The organism is Streptomyces liliiviolaceus, assembly GCF_018070025.1.
GTDB lineage: Bacteria > Actinomycetota > Actinomycetes > Streptomycetales > Streptomycetaceae > Streptomyces > Streptomyces liliiviolaceus.
In genome coordinates, this window is the sequence record NZ_JAGPYQ010000002.1 from 2,091,926 (window position 1) to 2,107,266 (window position 15,341).

A 15,341-nucleotide genomic window follows, 5' to 3' on the forward strand; every position below is an offset into this window, starting at 1 on the left:
GGTGCGGCTCCAGGGGAAGAGAGGTGGGGAGTACGGCGATCAGGACGACTTCGGTACGTCGATGCGGTCGATGTCCGGGGCGTAGCCGGAGCCGCTGTCGAAGGTGATGGTGTTGGCGCCCGCCTTGAGCTGGACGGGCACGCTGACGGTGTCGGCGGTCCCCCAGTCGCCGGTGGAGGGGAACTTGTGACTCGTCGAGCCGTTGCCGTTCGCGGAGACCTCGACCGAGCGGGGGTCACCGCTGACGTAGGCGACCTTCACCTGGTACGTGCCGGCCTTGGCGACGACGACGTCGTTGAAGCGGAGCGAGCCGCCGACGTAGAGGTTGCCGACCTTCTTGCCGCCCGAGCAGGCGGAGCAGTCGGCCAACGAGGCGTTTCCGCCGAGGGTGTTGGCGGCGGCCTCGGCCTCGAAACCGGTCGTGGTGAGCGCGGTGCCGCGCGGGGTCACGGTGAACAGCCGGGAGCCGTGCGCGGGCAGCGCCTGGGTCACCTTGTCCTTGTAGGTGCCGAGGTTCTCGCGGTTCCACAGGTCCCGTACGGCGGCCTTGCCGGTGAAGCCGAGGGCGGCCCAGTCGGCGGAGACGGCGGCGGGCCTGTCGGCGAGGTTGAACAGGGCCACGGTGTAGCTGCCGTCGGTGTTCTTCGCGGCCCACACCTGCTGCGGGTCGGACGGGGTGATCGGCCGGGCGGGCGGCATGCTGCCCTGGTTGAGGGCGATGACCTCGCGGTTGGTCAGCAGCGACACCCCGTAGGAGTCCAGCTTGGTCAGGTCGTCACCGGTGTAGAGCGGGGACTTGGCGATGGCCCACAGGGTCGCGTAGCTCTGGCGCTCCGCCTTGGTGAGGCCGTCCATCTCACCGTTGCCGACGTCCAGGGAGTCCAGGTCGTTCCAGCCGCCGGGGCCCGCGTGGCGGGTCCAGCCGGGGAGGTCGTCCCAGCGGTCGTCGACCGAGTTCTCCCAGCTGACGAGGGTGTTGCAGTAGCACTCGACGTCGGTGTCGATGCGCCAGCCGTCGGAGTACTTCTTCCAGTCGGCGATCCTGCCTATGTCCAGCGACCAGGAGACCTCAAGGTGGATGGGGCGGCCGGTGGCGGCGATGGCCTTGTTCCAGGCGGCGACGTCGGCAACGTTGTCGTACTGGTCGCCGTTCTTGCCGGAACCCGGCCCGACGCCGTCCAGTTTCAGGAAGTCGTAGCCCCAGTCGGCGAAGAGCCGCGCCTGCGAGTCGACGTACTTCTGTGCGCAGGGATCGGAGAAGTCGAGCTTGTAGGCGCTGTCCCAGCCGTTGGTGGTGCGCAGGTCGCCGTACACGACGTCGGCGGTCGTGCAGTCACCGGCGTTCCAGATCGGCACCTCGCCCTCGCCGTACGCCTCCTTCTGCAGACCGACGGGCAGGTAGATGCCCGCCTTGAGCCCCTTGCCGTGGATGTGGTCGGCGACGGGCTTCATCCCGCGCGGGAAGCGTCCCGGGTCCGCCTTCTGGCGGCCGTATCCGTCGAAGCCCGGCTTCCAGGCCTGGTCCATCCACCAGCCGGCGTCGAGGTTGACGTACTCGTAGCCGAACGGCTTGAGCTTGGCCGCCAGCGCGTCCGCCTGCTTGAGGACGTTCTTCTCGGTGAGGTAGCTGTAGTCGCCGTCGGGGTTGAGCCCCGGGTACTTCGAGGACTGCATGCTCCAACTCGACCAGCCCATGTACGGCTTGGCCGCGAGGGCCGACGTGGAGGCGGCCGGGGTGACGGTAGGGGTCGGCGTGGCCGCCCGCGCCGACGGGAGGGCGGCGGCCGTCGCGGCGGTCAGCGCCAGGACGAGGAGGGCTCTGAGGGAACGGCGGGCGGGGACCGTGGGGGCGTACGAGGATGACCGCATGGGTCGGAACCTCCTGTGAGGGGTCGGGCTGTGCGGGGGTGTGGTGCCGCGGCTCGGCGACCGCGTCGGGGTGTACGGCGTGTGCGGCTGTGCCGTGGGAGGCGGTGGCTCACCCCGTGCCGTGGGGCGGGCCGCCGATGAAGGACTGGATCGCGGTGGCCGCCGCGCCGCGGGCCCACTCGTCGAAGGGCAACGGCCGGGTCAGCAGGTCGCAGCGGGCGGCGGTACCGAAGGCGGACGCGGCGAAGGCGTCGCGGATCTGCCCGGCGAACAGGTCGTACGCCGCCAGGCCCTCACCGGAGATGATCACGCGTTCGGGTCCCATGAGGTTGGCGACGGTCGCGATGGCCCGGCCGATCGCGTCCCCGGCCCGTGCGTAGACCTCTCGTGCGCCGGGGTCGCCCCGGCGGGCCAGTTCGACGGCCTGCGCCGCGTCGGCCACCGGTCGACCGGTCGCCTCGCGGACCGCGGTGACGATCGCGGGGTCGGCGGCGATCGCCTCCGCGCAGCCCCGGTTCCCGCAGTGGCAGAGCGGGCCGGTGGGGTCGATGACCACGTGCCCGATCTCCCCGGCGACACCGTGCGCGCCCGAGACGACCTTGCCGTGCACCACCAGGCCGCAGCCGATGCCCGCTCCCACCGTGACCACGGCGAAGTCGGACAGGCCGACGCCCGCGCCGAACCACTGCTCGGCGACGGTCAGGGCCCGCACGTCGTTGTCGACGGTGACCGGCAGTCCGGTCGTCATCTCCACCAGCTCGGCGAGCGGCAGGTCGTGCCAGTCGAGGAAGGGCGACAGACGCACCTCGCCCGCGGCCCGGTCCACGTCGCCGGAGACGGCGACACCGATCCCCTGCACCTGGACGCCGAACCCGTCGGCCTCCGCGAGGAGTTCCTGGACGAGGTCGGCGACGGCGGTCAGCACGGGCTGCGGTTCACGGGCCCGCAGAGGCACATGACGGGCGACCCGGATCCGGCAGCACAGGTCCGTCAGTACGGCGATGATCTCGTCGCCGGTCACCTTGACACCGATGAACAGGGCCCGGCCGCCGTCCACGCGCACGGAGTTGGCGGGCCGTCCCAGCGCGGGCCGCGCCTCGTCCCCGGCCTCCTCCACCAGGTATCCGGCCTCGATCAGAGGCCGGACCGCCTTGGTGACGGCGGCGGCCGACAGCCCCGCCCGCCCGGCCATGTCGGAGCGGGTGAGCGGGCCGTGGGACAGCACGGTGGTGAAGATCTGGGCAGCGGCCGGCGTGTGGGCCGGGAACGCCTCGGTGCGAGGAGTCGAGCGCATGCCCGGAACCTAGGTCGATTCTTTTCCATCGTCAATGAAAGAAACAAAGATCGTTTTAAGTGAGGTCTCATTACCTTGCTGACTTGCAAGTATGCGCATAGAAGGCCGACTTACCAGTGAAACAGAGGTCATGCCGGTGCCCTCGTCGATACGGGTCCGCCGTCGGCGTCCCCCTGGCATGCTGCCCCCATGCCGACGACACCGACAGGACTCCGCGTTCAGGCTCGCCGGCTCACCCAGCGGGTGCGCGGAGCGGGGCGCGTGCTGCACGACGTGTCGGTCGACATCGCCCCCGGACGGATCGTCGTGATCGCGGGCAGCAGCGGGGCGGGCAAGACGGTCCTGCTGGAATCGCTGGCGGGACTGCGCGCCGCCGACGAGGGAACGGTCCTGCACGACGGCGCCCGACCGGGCGCGCCGGGACCGGAGTTCGGGTTCGTCCCGCAGGAGGACATCCTGCACCGGGACCTGCCGCTGCACCGGACCCTGGTGTACGCCGCCGGTCTGCGGATGCCCGCGGGCACCTCCGCCACGGAGGTCACCGCGGCCGTGGACCGGGTCCTGGTCTCCCTGGGGCTTTCCCACCGGGCGGGCACACCGGTGCGCGCGCTCAGCGGCGGGGAGCGCAAACGGGCCGGTATCGCCGCCGAGTTGCTCACCGGCCCGAGGGCGCTCTTCCTCGACGAACCGACCTCCGGACTCGATCCGGTGACCGGGGCCGCCCTGCTGCGGACCCTGCGTTCGCTGGCCGAGGGCGGCACCACCGTCGTACTGACCACGCACGTCCTCGCCGATCTGCTGCGCGGCGACCACGTCGTGTTCCTCTCCCCCGACGGGCAGGTCGCGTACGCGGGTGAACCGGGCCGCCTGTGCGGGGCGTTCGGGGTGGACACGGTGGAGGACGTGTACGGCGTGGTGGCCGAAGGAGCCGTACCCGTCGGCGCCGTGGCCGCCGGGGGCGCATCCGCCGGCGCCCTGCCCGATGGCGCCGGCTCCGACGGTACGGTCTCCGACGGCGCCGGCTCCGACGGTGTGCGGGTCGGACCGGCGCCGGACGGGCCCGCCGTTCCCCGCGCCCGCCCGGCGGCGCGGCCCGTGCCACGGCGGCGCGTCGGCGCGGTACGGCAGTGGTCCCTGCTCACGCGGCGCGGCAGCGCCCTGCTGCTGCACAGCCGGCTCTCGGTCGCCGTGCTGGCGGGCTCGCCCGTGATGATCGTGGCGATGTTCGCGGTGCTCTTCCGCGCGGGGGCGTTCGACCCGGCGGACCCCGATCCGGGGTCCACCGCGATGATCATGTTCTGGATCGCGTTCGGCGCCTTCTTCTTCGGGCTGACGTACGGGCTGCTGCAGATCTGCACGGAGCTGCCCGTGCTGCGCCGCGAGTGGCTGGCGGGCCTGCGGATCGGCCCGTACGTCGCCTCGAAGCTCACGATCATGCTGCCGGTGCTCGCCGCCGCGGACGCCCTGCTGCTCGCCGTGCTGCGCGCCCTGGACCGGCTGCCCGCGGCGGGCTGGGACGTCTACCTCTCCCTGTTCGTGTCGAGTGTGCTGGCTTCCGCGGCCGCGCTCGCGCTGGGCCTGCTCGCCTCGGCCGCGGTGACCGACCCGGGACAGGCGACGCTGATGCTGCCGCTGCTGTGCTTCCCCCAGGTGCTCTTCTCCGGGGCCTTCGTACCCGTTCCCCGGATGACGGCGGCCGGGGAGGCGATCAGCTGGGCCATGACGAACCGCTGGGCGTTCGAGGCACTCGGCGCGGGGATCGGCCTGGAAGCGCTGTGGCGCGACGGGGCCTCCCGGCTGGGCCCGCCCCTGCTCGACGCGTACGGCGACTCGTTCGCCGGGCCCGCCCGGCACGGCTGGCTGATCCTGACGGGGTTCACGCTGGTGTTCCTGGCCGCGACCTGGGCGGTCCTGGTGCGCAAGTGCCGGGGCGGTGTGGTGCGCGACCGGGCGGGAGGCTGAGGCACCGCGCCGACCCGTCTCCGGCCCCCGACCGTCGGCCCCGTCCGCCGGCCCTCGTCCATTCGCTGCAGCCGCCGCCCGTCTCTCAGCAGCCGGTTCTCGCCTCCAGACCGGTCGCGCCCGGCACCCGGTCCCGGTAGGTCTCCCGGACGAACCTCAGGAACGTGTCGATGTCCCCGGGCTGTGACGACAGGCCGAGCGAGACACGGACCGCGCCCGCCGACGGCAGGCGCAGCAGCTCCAGGTACTCCTCCAGGGATGTGAGCCGGCGGCGGGCGGCCGAGCGCAGCAGGCGGAGCGGCAGGGCGAAGGCCGCCTCGCCCGCGCCCGGATTGCAGAAGCAGCCCGTGCGCAGGGAGATGCCGCGCGCGGCGCTGTCGCGGGTGACGACCCGTTCGTCGACGACGCGGCCGTCGGCGTCCAGCAGATTGAGCGCGACGGTTCCGCCGCGGGCCACGAGGTCGCGCGGGCCGTACACCCTCACCAGCGGAGAGCCGTCGCTGTGCCGCAACGCCGTGAGTCCCGCGAGGAGTTGGGCGGTCAGCTCGGTCACATGCGTGTGCACCCGCTCCATGCCGACGGCGTCGATCCACTCCAGCCCGGCCGTCACGTCGGGGATGGAGAGGAAGTTGACCGTGCCGTCCTCGAAGGCCGCCTCGTCGTCGGCGAGGACGTGCCACTGCGCCTGGGCGCTGACCGCGTAGATCGTGCCTCCGGAGAACCAGGGCCGGCGCAGCCGGGCGAGCGCGTCCCGGCGGGCGATCAGACTGCCGACGCCGGTGGGGTGGCCGAAGACCTTGTACCAGCTGACGACGGTGAAATCGGGGTGGTAGCGGCTCAGATCGAGGGAGTTGGCGGGGACGAAGGCGGCCGCGTCGAGCAGGACGTCGTAACCGCGCTCCTGGGCCGTCGCGATCCAGGCGAGCGGATGCTGGACGCCGGTGAAATTGCTCTGCGCCGGGTACGCGAGCAGCCCCTGTCTGCGCTCGCCCGGTCGCGCGGGGCGTCGGCCGACACCGCGTCCGCGTCCGCGCTCGGGCAGAGCTGCCCGCAGCCGCCGTTCGTCCACGCGGAGACCGGGGCCGTCCACGGGGACGTACGTCGTGCGCGCGCCGCGTGAACGCGCGTACTCCCGCAGGCCGTTGACCGAGTTGTGGTTGTCCAGCGGCATGACCAGCCTGCTGCGGCGGCTGAAGGGGTACGCCTCGCCGACCAGGCGCAGGGCACCCGTCGCGTTCGGGGTGAAGATCACGGCGTATTCGGCCGGGTCGGCGTGGAAGTGGCGGAGCACCGCCCGGCGCGCCCGGGCCAGCAGGAGTCCCGAGGCGCGGGAGGCCGGGCTCTCGGAGTGCGGGTTCCCGAAGACACCGCCGGTGATCCGTGCGGCGCTCCCCCGGACGAGTGAGGTCGGGGCGAGGCCGGCTCCCGTGTGATCGAGGTAGGTGTGACCGCCGGCGTCGAGATAGCCGAACTCCTGACTCCTGAGTTCCGCGAGGTCGGTGAGATCGGTGAGATCGGTGGCATGGTGCGTCGGGTCCGCCGGATCCGCCGGATCCGCGCGTCGCACGGGTTGTGCGCGTCGCGCGGGCTCCTCGGCGCCCATCGCGCGGGCGTCGCCTTCGGGTGTGCGGCCGGTGGTCCCTGTCCTGTCCACGGATCCTCCCCCAAGAAACCGGGCCCGCCCCGCTAGCCAGGGCGGGGCGCCGTCCTCCTCACATCATGCTGAGATCCGCCCGCACAGGAAGGGGTTGCCGATGAACGGCGCGTCCGCCCCCGCCCGGACGCGCAGGGACGACCGCCCGGTCGCGGGGGCCGGGGGCCTGCGCGACGATGCGTGGGGGGGCAGGGGAAGGGGCCGGACGAAGGAGTGAACGGCGATGACCGACCTGCTGGGCTCCCTGCCCGAGGACCAGGCGCGGCTGCTCCGTCACGCGGTTCCCGGCGTCGAGCTCGCCTCCCGGCCGATGCTCGCCACGCTCAGCGACCGGCGCGACTTCCCCGGGGACTGGATCTTCGAGCGCAAACTCGACGGCGTCCGCGTGCTGGCGGTGCGCGAGGGGGAACGGGTCCGTCTGCTCTCGCGCGCCGGCAACCGCCTCGACGCGACCTACCCGGAGATCGTGGACGCGCTCGCCGCCCAGCCCTGCACGGACTTCACCGTGGACGGGGAGATCGTCGCGTTCACGCGGGGCCGCACCGACTTCGCCCGTCTTCAGCAGCGCATGGGACTCACCCGCCGCCGGGACGTCGAGGCGAGCGAGGTCGCCGTGACGTACTGCCTCTTCGATCTGCTCGGGCTGGAGGGCGCGGACACGACACGGCTGCCGCTGCGCACCCGCAAGTCGCTGCTCCGTCGCGCCCTGACCTACCGCGCGCCGCTGCGCCTGACGACCCACCGCAACGAGGGAGGCGCCGATCTCCTGGCCGACGCCTGCGCCCGCGGCTGGGAGGGGCTCATCGCCAAGCGCGCCAACAGCCCTTATTCGCCCCGCCGTTCACCGGACTGGCTCAAGCTGAAGTGTTCCCTGGAGCAGGAGTTCGTGATCGGCGGGTTCAGCGCACCGGGCGGCAGCCGCGCCGGGTTCGGCGCCCTGCTCCTGGGCCACTTCGAGGGCGAGGACCTGCGGTACGCGGGCAAGGTGGGTACGGGGTTCGACCGCCGTACGCTCCTCGCGCTGCGGGGCGCCCTGGACCAACTAGCCCTGCCCGCCTCGCCGTTCACCGACCGGGTACGTGAGGCGGGCGCCCACTGGGCCGAGCCGGCACTGGTCGCGCAGATCGCGTTCACGGAGTGGACGCGGGACGGCATGCTCCGCCATCCGCGCTTCCTCGGACTGCGCTACGACAAGCCGCCGCGGGACGTCGTCCGCGAGAGGCCGTCGTAGGGGCGGGACAGGGCTCGGGGAGCGCTCCTCGAAGTGGTCCCCGGCGGTCGGGCAGGACACGGAGGTCAGCGGGACACGGCAGTCAGCACGTCCGTTCGGCCCTGATGACCACCAGCTCCTCGTTCTCCTCGCATGCCGCGATCCGGCCGGACTCCCTCAGCCACGGCAGACGCGAGCGGAGGACGGGCCCGAACGGGATGTACGCCCGGTCGCCGACCGTGGCCCGCAGTCCCGATCCGGCCAGCCGGTCCAGGGTCTCGTCGGTGCCGCTCAGCCCCGACTGGGCGATGAGCAGGACACCGCCGGGCCGCAGGACGCGCGGCGCATCGGCGCAGATGCGGTCCAGGATCGCCCGCCCGTCGAGCCCGGCGTTCCAGGCCCGCTCACGGCTGTGGCCGGCCGACTGCCGCGACGGCGGCGTGGGAACGTACGGCGGATTGCTGATGATCAGGTCGAAGGACCGTCCCCGTACGGGCTCCAGGAGGTCGCCGCGGTGGACCGTGAGGCGCTGCCGGGACCGCAGGGCGTTGAGCCGGGCGGTGAGCACGGCCCGCCAGGCGATGTCGACCGCCGTGACACGTGCGCCCTTTCGCGCGGCACAGATGGCCAGGGTTCCGGTGCCGGTCCCGAGATCGAGGACCTCCATGCCGGGGGCGGGGCCCTCGCGGTAGAGCGCCCGGGCCAGCAGGAAGGTGTCGGCCTGCGGCGCGTAGACGCCCGGGGGCGCCATCAGAGGGCCGGGCGGGCGCGTCGGATCGACGAGAAAAGCCATGAGGGAAGTCCTCCGTCCGAGCGCCCCTGTCGGGTGCGGGAGGTGGGTGCACACGGCCGGTGAACGCCTGGTCGGGCACGTCTTTGCAGCGGTCGAGTGCCCATGGATCACTCCTCCACACCTCTTCCGCCACGGACGCCTCGCAGGTGGCGGCCGGTGACGGGCGGTGGCGCCCCGTCGTGCGGACGCGGCAACGCCCCCGGCGGTCGCGGCGGGAACCGGTGACCGTTCGGGGGCGTACTCGCGAATGGGCCGACGCTCTACCGGCCGGACTGCTTCATGTGGCCGGCGGCCCGGTCCTTGAGCTCCTCGGCCTTGCCCGCCATCTGCTCGCCCCGGCCCTCGCCCTCCATGGACTTGTCGTCCATGGCCTTGCCGGTGGCCTCCTTCATCTTGCCCTTCATCTGCTTGGCCTTGCTCTTCGCCTTGCTCATGGTGTTCCGCCTTCGTACGGGGGTTGGACTGCCGTCTTCACCCTGCGCCCCACGGGCAACCTTCGCAATCCGTGAGCTTCCGTGACCCTGGGTGACGAGCGCCCGCTCTGAACGAGACACTCGACCCGTACGGACCCGCCCTGCGGCCGGGATATGACCCACCACCATGACAAGGGCGTTTTGTTCAGGCCCTGTTGGTTACTTCGGTGAGTGGCAGGCCGCTGGCAAACCGCTCCCGGGAGGGTTCGGCAGTGAGCTCGCCACACAGCCGCCCGGCTCGGGAGCACCACCCCGGGGCGGGCGGCTGGGTTCGTGGGACCCGGCCGTCCGGGTATGCCCCCGGTCACTGTCCTCGTCGTGTTCGTGATCGGCGAGCGCCTCGTCGCGCACCTTCGCGCAGCAGCCGCTGAGCAGCCGGGAGACATGCATCTGCGAGATGCCCAGGTGCTCCGCGATGCTCCCCTGGGTCATCCCCCTGAAGAAGCGCAGATAGAGGATGGTCCGCTCGCGCTCGGGGAGCGCCGCGATACAGGGCTTCACCGCCTCGCGGTCGATGACCAGGTCGAATCCGGTGTCGGACTCTCCGAGGGCGTCCCCGAGCGCGTAACCGTCGTCGCTGCCGGGCAGTTCGGCGTCGAGGGACAGGGCGGTGAAGCTGTCGAGGGCTTCGAATCCGGCCCGTACGTCGTCCTCGGTCATCTGTGCGTGCGCGGCGATCTCGGCGACGGTCGGTCTGCGGCCCGGGATGGCCTGCGACAGTTCCTTCGCGGCGGCGCGGACCCGGTTGCGCAGGTCCTGGACGCGCCGCGGCACGTGCAGAACCCACATGTGGTCGCGGAAGTGGCGCTTGATCTCACCGGTGATGGTCGGGATGGCGTAGCTCTCGAAGGCGCTGCCGCGCTCGGGGTCGTAGCGGTCGACGGCCTTGACGAGGCCGAGCGCCGCCACCTGGGCGAGATCCTCGGTGGACTCGCCCCTCCCCCGGTACCGCATGGCGATCCTGTTCGCCATGGGCAGCCAGTCCCGCACCAGGTCGTCGCGCAGGGTCTGCCGGTCGGCCCCTTCGGGAAGGGCCGCGAGCCGTTCGAAGGCCGCGGCCGTGTCGGGGGCGTCGTCATGGGGATGCTGCTTCGTCCTGACGGTGATTGGCATGCTGCGTCGCATCTCCCTCAGAGGGTGCTCACGGAACAGTCACCGTGGGAGGGCGCGCAAACGGGCCCGGCCGGGACACAACCGAGGTCTGGTTCACCAGCTCCCGCGGACGTGCCTCCAGTCCGAAGCACTGTGGATATTTTTCCCCGAAGCGGACATCCCCAAACTTTTCATTACATAACATGACTTTACGATTTTCGCCGCTTCTGCAAATAAATATCCCATCCACACCACTATGACGTGGTAGGGAACAGCTATTCGGGGAACCCAGCCACCCAGGAGGTGGAGGCCATGGTTCCGATTCTCTTGGTCCTGCTGCTGGTCCTGATCCTTTTCGGGGCCGGATTCGCCGTGAAAGTGCTCTGGTGGATCGCGATCGCGGTGCTCGTCATCTGGTTGCTCGGCTTCCTGATGCGGGGCACGACGGGCTCGGGAGGCAGGTCACGCTGGTACAGATGGTGAGGGAGAGCCGCATCGAGCCGGCTCCCGGACACACGCCGTCCGGGAGCCGTCGCTCGTTCCGGTCCGGGCCGGCGGGCGGGCCGCCGGGCGCGGAACCCCTGTTTCGGCTGGTGGGGCCGGGTACTCGGGGGAAATGGACTTCAACGCGACACCCCTGGCCGCTTCCGGCGCCGCCGTGGGCGGAATCGTGCCGTTCCTGATCGGCGTCATCCTCGTCGGCGGCCTGATCTGGGCCGTGGTGTGGGGCCGTCGGCAGCGCTCCCGCCAGCCCGCGCCGCCCCGCCCCGAGGAACAGCCCCGCCTTCCGGACTCCGGGCCGGTCGGCCCGGTGACCGAGCAGCGCGAGCCCGACGGGATCGCCGAGGGCCAGGACCGCCTGACCCCGCACCAACTGGGCGGCGACTCCTCGCACCGCTCGGCCGACCAGGAACGCCCGACCTGGAGCGACAACGACAGTGGAGGCTTCGGCAGCGGAGGCCCCGGGCGCACCTGACCCGCGCCCTGCTCACGCCCGCACACGCAGGCACGCACCCACGTACGTACGTAGGCACGCACGCCAGCACGCCAGCGCGCCGGACGACGAAAAGGCCACCCGGACCCCGCGGGCATCTGCTTCACTCGGCGCATGCTGAAGATCGGGTCCGTCGTACTGGGTGTGTCGGACGTCCGGCGCGCCGCCGCGTTCTGGACGCAGGCGCTCGGCTACGAGCCGCGCGAGGCGGCCGAGGACGACTGGGTGGTGCTGGTCCCCGTGGACGGCACCGGCTTCCAGGTGTCCCTCGGCCTGAGCGACACACCGGTGCAGGAACATCCCCGGGTCCACCTCGACCTGTACGCCGGCGACGCCGCCGACCAGGCCGCCGAGGTCGAGCGGCTGGTGTCCCTCGGCGCGCGGCGGGTCGACTGGGACCTGTATCCCGAGGATCCGGACTTCGTCGTCCTCGCGGACCCCGACGGGAACCGCTTCTGCGTCATCGACACAGGGCGCGGCTGATCCGGCGACCACCGCCGCGTCCGGAGTGGGTCCGCGGGTGAGTCCGCGGGTGAGTCCCCGCAGGTGAGGGCTCCTCGATCACGGGTACCCGGAAGCCATGGAACCAGCAGCCGAGCGCCCGTACGCGGAACCGGACCTCCCGCCGGGCCGGGGAGAGATCTCCGCGGCGCTCATCGAGTATCTGCGCGGCACGGGACCGCTGCCCGGCGACGCCGTTCTCACCGGTGCCGAGCCGCTCGGCGACGATCTTCAGCTGGCGCTCTACCTCTGTTACGAGCTGCACTACCGGGGCTTCGCGGGGGTCGACGGCGCCCGCGAGTGGGACCCCGGGCTGCTGCGGGTCCGCGCCGCGCTGGAGAAGCCGTTCCTGGCGGCCCTGCGCGCCGGGGCGACCCGGCACACCCGCGCGGACGAGGCGCTGGACGAGTTGCTCGTGGAACCCGTCGACGGTGAGGGCGTCTCCCATTTCCTGCGGGACGAGGGCGAGTTGTGGCAGCTGCGCGAGTACGCCGCCCAGCGCTCGGTCTACCACCTCAAGGAAGCCGATCCGCACGCCTGGGTCCTGCCGCGCCTCTGGGGGCGCGCCAAGGCGGGCATGGCGGCGGTGGAGTTCGACGAGTGGGGAGCGGGGCGCGCCGAGCGCGTGCACGCCCGGTTGTTCGCCGACCTCATGACCGACCTCGGCCTGGACCCGTCGTACGGGCGTTATCTCGACGCGTGCGGCGACGAGGCGCTGGCCGTCGTCAACCTGATGTCGCTCTTCGGTCTGCACCGCGCACTGCGTGGCGCGCTGGTGGGCCACTTCGCCGCGGTGGAGACCACCTCCTCCCCCGGCTCCAGGCGGCTCGCGAGCGCGATGCGGCGCACCGGGGCGGGCCCGGCGGCCGAGCACTTCTACACCGAGCACGTCGAGGCGGACGCGGTGCACGAACAGGTTGTACGCCGTGAGGTCGTGGCCGGCCTGCTGGAGCAGGAACCGCATCTCGACGCCGACATCGCGTTCGGTGTCGATGCCACCGGATGGGTCGAGGACCGGCTCGCGAACCGCCTGCTGGAGGCCTGGCGGTCCGGCCGGTCCTCGTTGCGCACCGCCGTGTGACCGCCACGGCGCAGGCCCCCTGCGAAGCGCTCACAGCACGTCGTCGAGAGAGACGTGAGAACCGAGAGAGTCGGAACAGTCGGGACAGTCGACAGAAAGGCGGTGAACGGCCGTGCCGGAGAGCCCCGCCGAACGCCCGCGCCGGATCGTCGCCCACCGCGAGGGCCCCATGCTCGTCGAAGGGCCGGTCGAGGTCGTCCTGGAGGACGGCACGACCGTGTCCTCCGACCGCTTCTGCGTCGCCCTGTGCACCTGTCGGCGCAGCCGCGTCTTCCCCTGGTGCGACACCAGCCACCGCCGCCATGCGCCGAGCGGGCGTCCCGGCGCCGATCACTGAGCGGGGCAGATCGCCGAAGCACCCGAGGTGACCCTCGACATTCGATTAGCACACCTATTCGAATCACCGGGTAGCCTGGAGACATGTCCACGCACCTTCAGGGATCACTGTTCGACCAGAGCGACGCCATCCGCCTCGGCCCGCTCACCGGGCTGCGCCGGACCGCGCTCGGCGACGGGGCGTGGATCGACCTGTTGCCCGGCTGGCTCCACGGCGCGGACCCGCTCTTCGGCCGGCTCGCCGAGGAGGTCCCCTGGCGGGCGGAACGGCGACAGATGTACGAGCAGGTGGTGGACGTACCGCGGCTGCTGGCGTTCTACCGTGCGGAGCACGCGCTGCCGCATCCCGTGCTGGACGAGGCGCGGGACGCCCTGTCCTGCCACTACGCGGACGAGCTGGGGGAACCGTTCACCACGGCCGGGCTCTGCTACTACCGGGACGGCCGGGACAGCGTGGCCTGGCACGGGGACCGGACGGGGCGCGGCGCACACCGGGACACGATGGTCGCGATCGTCTCCGTGGGGGCCCCGCGGGATCTGCTCCTGCGACCCCGGCGCGGCGGCGGCACGGTACGGCGTCCGCTCGGGCACGGCGACCTGATCGTGATGGGCGGTTCCTGCCAGCGCACCTGGGAGCACGCGATCCCCAAGAGCGCGCGGGCGGCGGGTCCCCGCGTGAGCATCCAGTTCCGGCCGCACGGCGTGCAGTGAGCAGACGGGTGCCGCGACCGCGGGGGCGCCTGCGGGCGCCCCCGACGCGTCACGGACGGCCCACCGACTCCACCGACCGCGTCAGCCGCACCGGCTTCGCCCGCGTCCGATCGCGGCGGAACCATTTACGGGGTCGGCGCGGCTCCTGGTCCGGCAGCCAGCCGAAGGCGAGGCAGCTGCCGACGACACCGAGGAGGAGGCCGATGAGGAAGCCGCCCAGGTTCGAGGTGATCCAGGAGCCCAGGGAGAACAGGACGCCGAGGATCGAGTAGAAGAGTCGCTGCGCGGGGTTGAAGAGGATCAGCAGTCCGCAGATCACCATCAGGACCGGCAGGAGATAGCCGGCCAGGCCCTGCATGCCGATGTGCATGACGACCTTCAGCGACGCCTTCTGCGTGAGGAGGATCTCCGCCCCGCCCAGGGTGAGCAGCAGCCCGCCCAGGAACGGGCGGTCCGCACGCCAGCGCCGGAAGGCGGCCATCAGCAGCCCTTGTCGCTGAAGCTCAGCTTCAGACCGGGAAGCTTGAACACGGCGGCCGTGGTGGCGTAGTTGGTCTGCCGCAGATTGCCGATGTGGACGGTGTCGGCCTGCTGGCTGAAGACGCCCTTGGGGCCGCGCGTGTGGGACTTGTCGAGCGTGCTGGCGTCGTTGCCGATCTCGATGTTGTCGAAGGACGCGTTGCCGGACAGTTCGGTGGAGTCGGTGGTGAGGTTGGTCGCGGAGACCTTCTGCGATCCCTCCCCGGCCCTGATGAGCAGGTTGGTGCCACCGAGGTCGACGCTCTGGCAGAGCTTCTCCAGGGTCGCCTTCTTGATCGCGGAGACCACCACCAGGACCTGGCCGCCGGTGTCGCCCTCGTTCGGGCTGCCCTCGGCCATCTGGTCGAGGCCGCCGAACTGTGCGAAGCCCTCACCGTCGAGATTGGTCGCGGTGACCGTGAACGGCATGCCGGAGATCGCGAACTGCACACCCAGGGCCCCCTGGGCGGTGAGGATCATGAGGCCCGCGGCGATCACGGTGGCGGGAACCGCCATCACCGCGGCGCGGCGTGGACGGACCCGCCCACGTCTCGCGGAGCTTGCGGGTGTCTCCGCCGTGGAACCGCTTTCCGGTGCTTCGGAGGGCTCGGGGGTGGAACCGGCGGACGGGTTGGCGTCCGAGGACGAGGCCATATTTCTGCTCCCAGGGGCATGGTCAACGCTAGGTGGGGCTTCGGGCGGCACGTTGTCCTGGCGCGGACAGCGGATGCGGCGCACGTCTCCTCACAACTCCCGGCGGGTGCAAGGGCTTTCACGTTACGCAGCAGTAGCCGCGACGGAAGTTACCCGCGGTAAGTGTCGAGGGTCAAGCACCTTGTGCAAAAAGGAAGT

General features: G+C 71.6%; 15 protein-coding genes and 1 pseudogene. 8 read left to right on the forward strand and 8 right to left on the reverse strand.

What is annotated here, in order from left to right:
- Positions 1-39: 39 nt before the first annotated feature.
- Both J8N05_RS44425 and J8N05_RS44430 read right to left on the reverse strand, forming a co-directional pair.
- Positions 40-1,869: an alpha-galactosidase D gene (locus tag J8N05_RS44425; RefSeq protein WP_210893432.1), complete on the reverse strand. Its 1,830-nt coding sequence runs from the start codon at positions 1,867-1,869 to the stop codon at positions 40-42.
- A gap of 109 nt (positions 1,870-1,978) precedes the next feature.
- The gene (locus J8N05_RS44430) at positions 1,979-3,163 is read right to left on the reverse strand and encodes an ROK family transcriptional regulator (RefSeq protein ID WP_210893435.1); all 1,185 of its coding nucleotides are present in this window, start codon (positions 3,161-3,163) and stop codon (positions 1,979-1,981) included.
- Between the two features lie 189 nt (positions 3,164-3,352).
- Between J8N05_RS44430 and J8N05_RS44435 the strand changes: the two genes are divergently transcribed.
- Positions 3,353-5,125 (forward strand): ATP-binding cassette domain-containing protein, encoded by a 1,773-nt coding sequence (locus tag J8N05_RS44435; protein WP_210893437.1) that lies wholly within the window; start codon positions 3,353-3,355, stop codon positions 5,123-5,125.
- 85 nt (positions 5,126-5,210) lie between these two features.
- Here J8N05_RS44435 and J8N05_RS44440 read toward each other — a convergent pair whose 3' ends face one another.
- Complete coding sequence (locus tag J8N05_RS44440) at positions 5,211-6,779, reverse strand: aminotransferase class V-fold PLP-dependent enzyme (protein WP_247706950.1); 1,569 nt, start codon at positions 6,777-6,779, stop codon at positions 5,211-5,213.
- A gap of 223 nt (positions 6,780-7,002) precedes the next feature.
- Here J8N05_RS44440 and ligD point away from each other — a divergent pair, with 223 nt between their 5' ends.
- Positions 7,003-8,010, forward strand: a complete 1,008-nt coding sequence (ligD, locus tag J8N05_RS44445) for a non-homologous end-joining DNA ligase (protein WP_210893439.1) — start codon at positions 7,003-7,005, stop codon at positions 8,008-8,010.
- An 82-nt stretch (positions 8,011-8,092) separates the two neighbouring features.
- Here the strand turns inward: ligD and J8N05_RS44450 are convergent, their stop codons facing one another.
- The 3 genes and pseudogenes from J8N05_RS44450 to J8N05_RS44460 all read right to left on the reverse strand — a co-directional run.
- Positions 8,093-8,782, reverse strand: a complete 690-nt coding sequence (locus tag J8N05_RS44450) for a HemK2/MTQ2 family protein methyltransferase (RefSeq protein ID WP_210893441.1) — start codon at positions 8,780-8,782, stop codon at positions 8,093-8,095.
- Positions 8,783-9,042: 260 nt separating this feature from the next.
- Positions 9,043-9,216 (reverse strand): CsbD family protein, encoded by a 174-nt coding sequence (locus J8N05_RS44455; RefSeq protein WP_210893443.1) that lies wholly within the window; start codon positions 9,214-9,216, stop codon positions 9,043-9,045.
- 366 nt (positions 9,217-9,582) lie between these two features.
- Positions 9,583-10,368: pseudogene (locus tag J8N05_RS44460) on the reverse strand (SigB/SigF/SigG family RNA polymerase sigma factor); the annotation flags it as partial.
- 291 nt (positions 10,369-10,659) lie between these two features.
- Between J8N05_RS44460 and J8N05_RS44465 the strand changes: the two are divergent.
- The 6 genes from J8N05_RS44465 to J8N05_RS44490 all read left to right on the forward strand — a co-directional run bounded on the left by J8N05_RS44465 (position 10,660) and on the right by J8N05_RS44490 (position 13,970).
- Positions 10,660-10,830 carry a hydrophobic protein gene (locus tag J8N05_RS44465; protein ID WP_210893447.1) on the forward strand — a complete coding sequence of 57 codons (171 nt, stop codon included), beginning with the start codon at positions 10,660-10,662 and terminating at the stop codon, positions 10,828-10,830.
- Between the two features lie 133 nt (positions 10,831-10,963).
- On the forward strand, positions 10,964-11,323 hold the full coding sequence (locus J8N05_RS44470; protein WP_210893449.1) for a DUF6479 family protein: 360 nt from the start codon (positions 10,964-10,966) through the stop codon (positions 11,321-11,323).
- Positions 11,324-11,455: 132 nt separating this feature from the next.
- Positions 11,456-11,824 (forward strand): VOC family protein, encoded by a 369-nt coding sequence (locus tag J8N05_RS44475; RefSeq protein WP_210893451.1) that lies wholly within the window; start codon positions 11,456-11,458, stop codon positions 11,822-11,824.
- 97 nt (positions 11,825-11,921) lie between these two features.
- Positions 11,922-12,923: an iron-containing redox enzyme family protein gene (locus tag J8N05_RS44480; RefSeq protein WP_210893453.1), complete on the forward strand. Its 1,002-nt coding sequence runs from the start codon at positions 11,922-11,924 to the stop codon at positions 12,921-12,923.
- A 112-nt stretch (positions 12,924-13,035) separates the two neighbouring features.
- On the forward strand, positions 13,036-13,260 hold the full coding sequence (locus J8N05_RS44485; protein WP_210893454.1) for a CDGSH iron-sulfur domain-containing protein: 225 nt from the start codon (positions 13,036-13,038) through the stop codon (positions 13,258-13,260).
- A gap of 83 nt (positions 13,261-13,343) precedes the next feature.
- On the forward strand, positions 13,344-13,970 hold the full coding sequence (locus J8N05_RS44490; protein ID WP_210893456.1) for an alpha-ketoglutarate-dependent dioxygenase AlkB: 627 nt from the start codon (positions 13,344-13,346) through the stop codon (positions 13,968-13,970).
- Between the two features lie 49 nt (positions 13,971-14,019).
- On the opposite strand, the gene J8N05_RS44495 is transcribed toward J8N05_RS44490, so the two are convergent.
- Positions 14,020-14,451: a DUF6114 domain-containing protein gene (locus J8N05_RS44495; protein ID WP_210893458.1), complete on the reverse strand. Its 432-nt coding sequence runs from the start codon at positions 14,449-14,451 to the stop codon at positions 14,020-14,022.
- Positions 14,451-15,143, reverse strand: coding sequence for a DUF6230 family protein (locus J8N05_RS44500; protein WP_210893460.1), 693 nt, complete (start codon positions 15,141-15,143; stop codon positions 14,451-14,453). Before J8N05_RS44500 ends, J8N05_RS44495 begins: the two co-directional genes overlap by 1 nt.
- Positions 15,144-15,341: the final 198 nt, after the last annotated feature.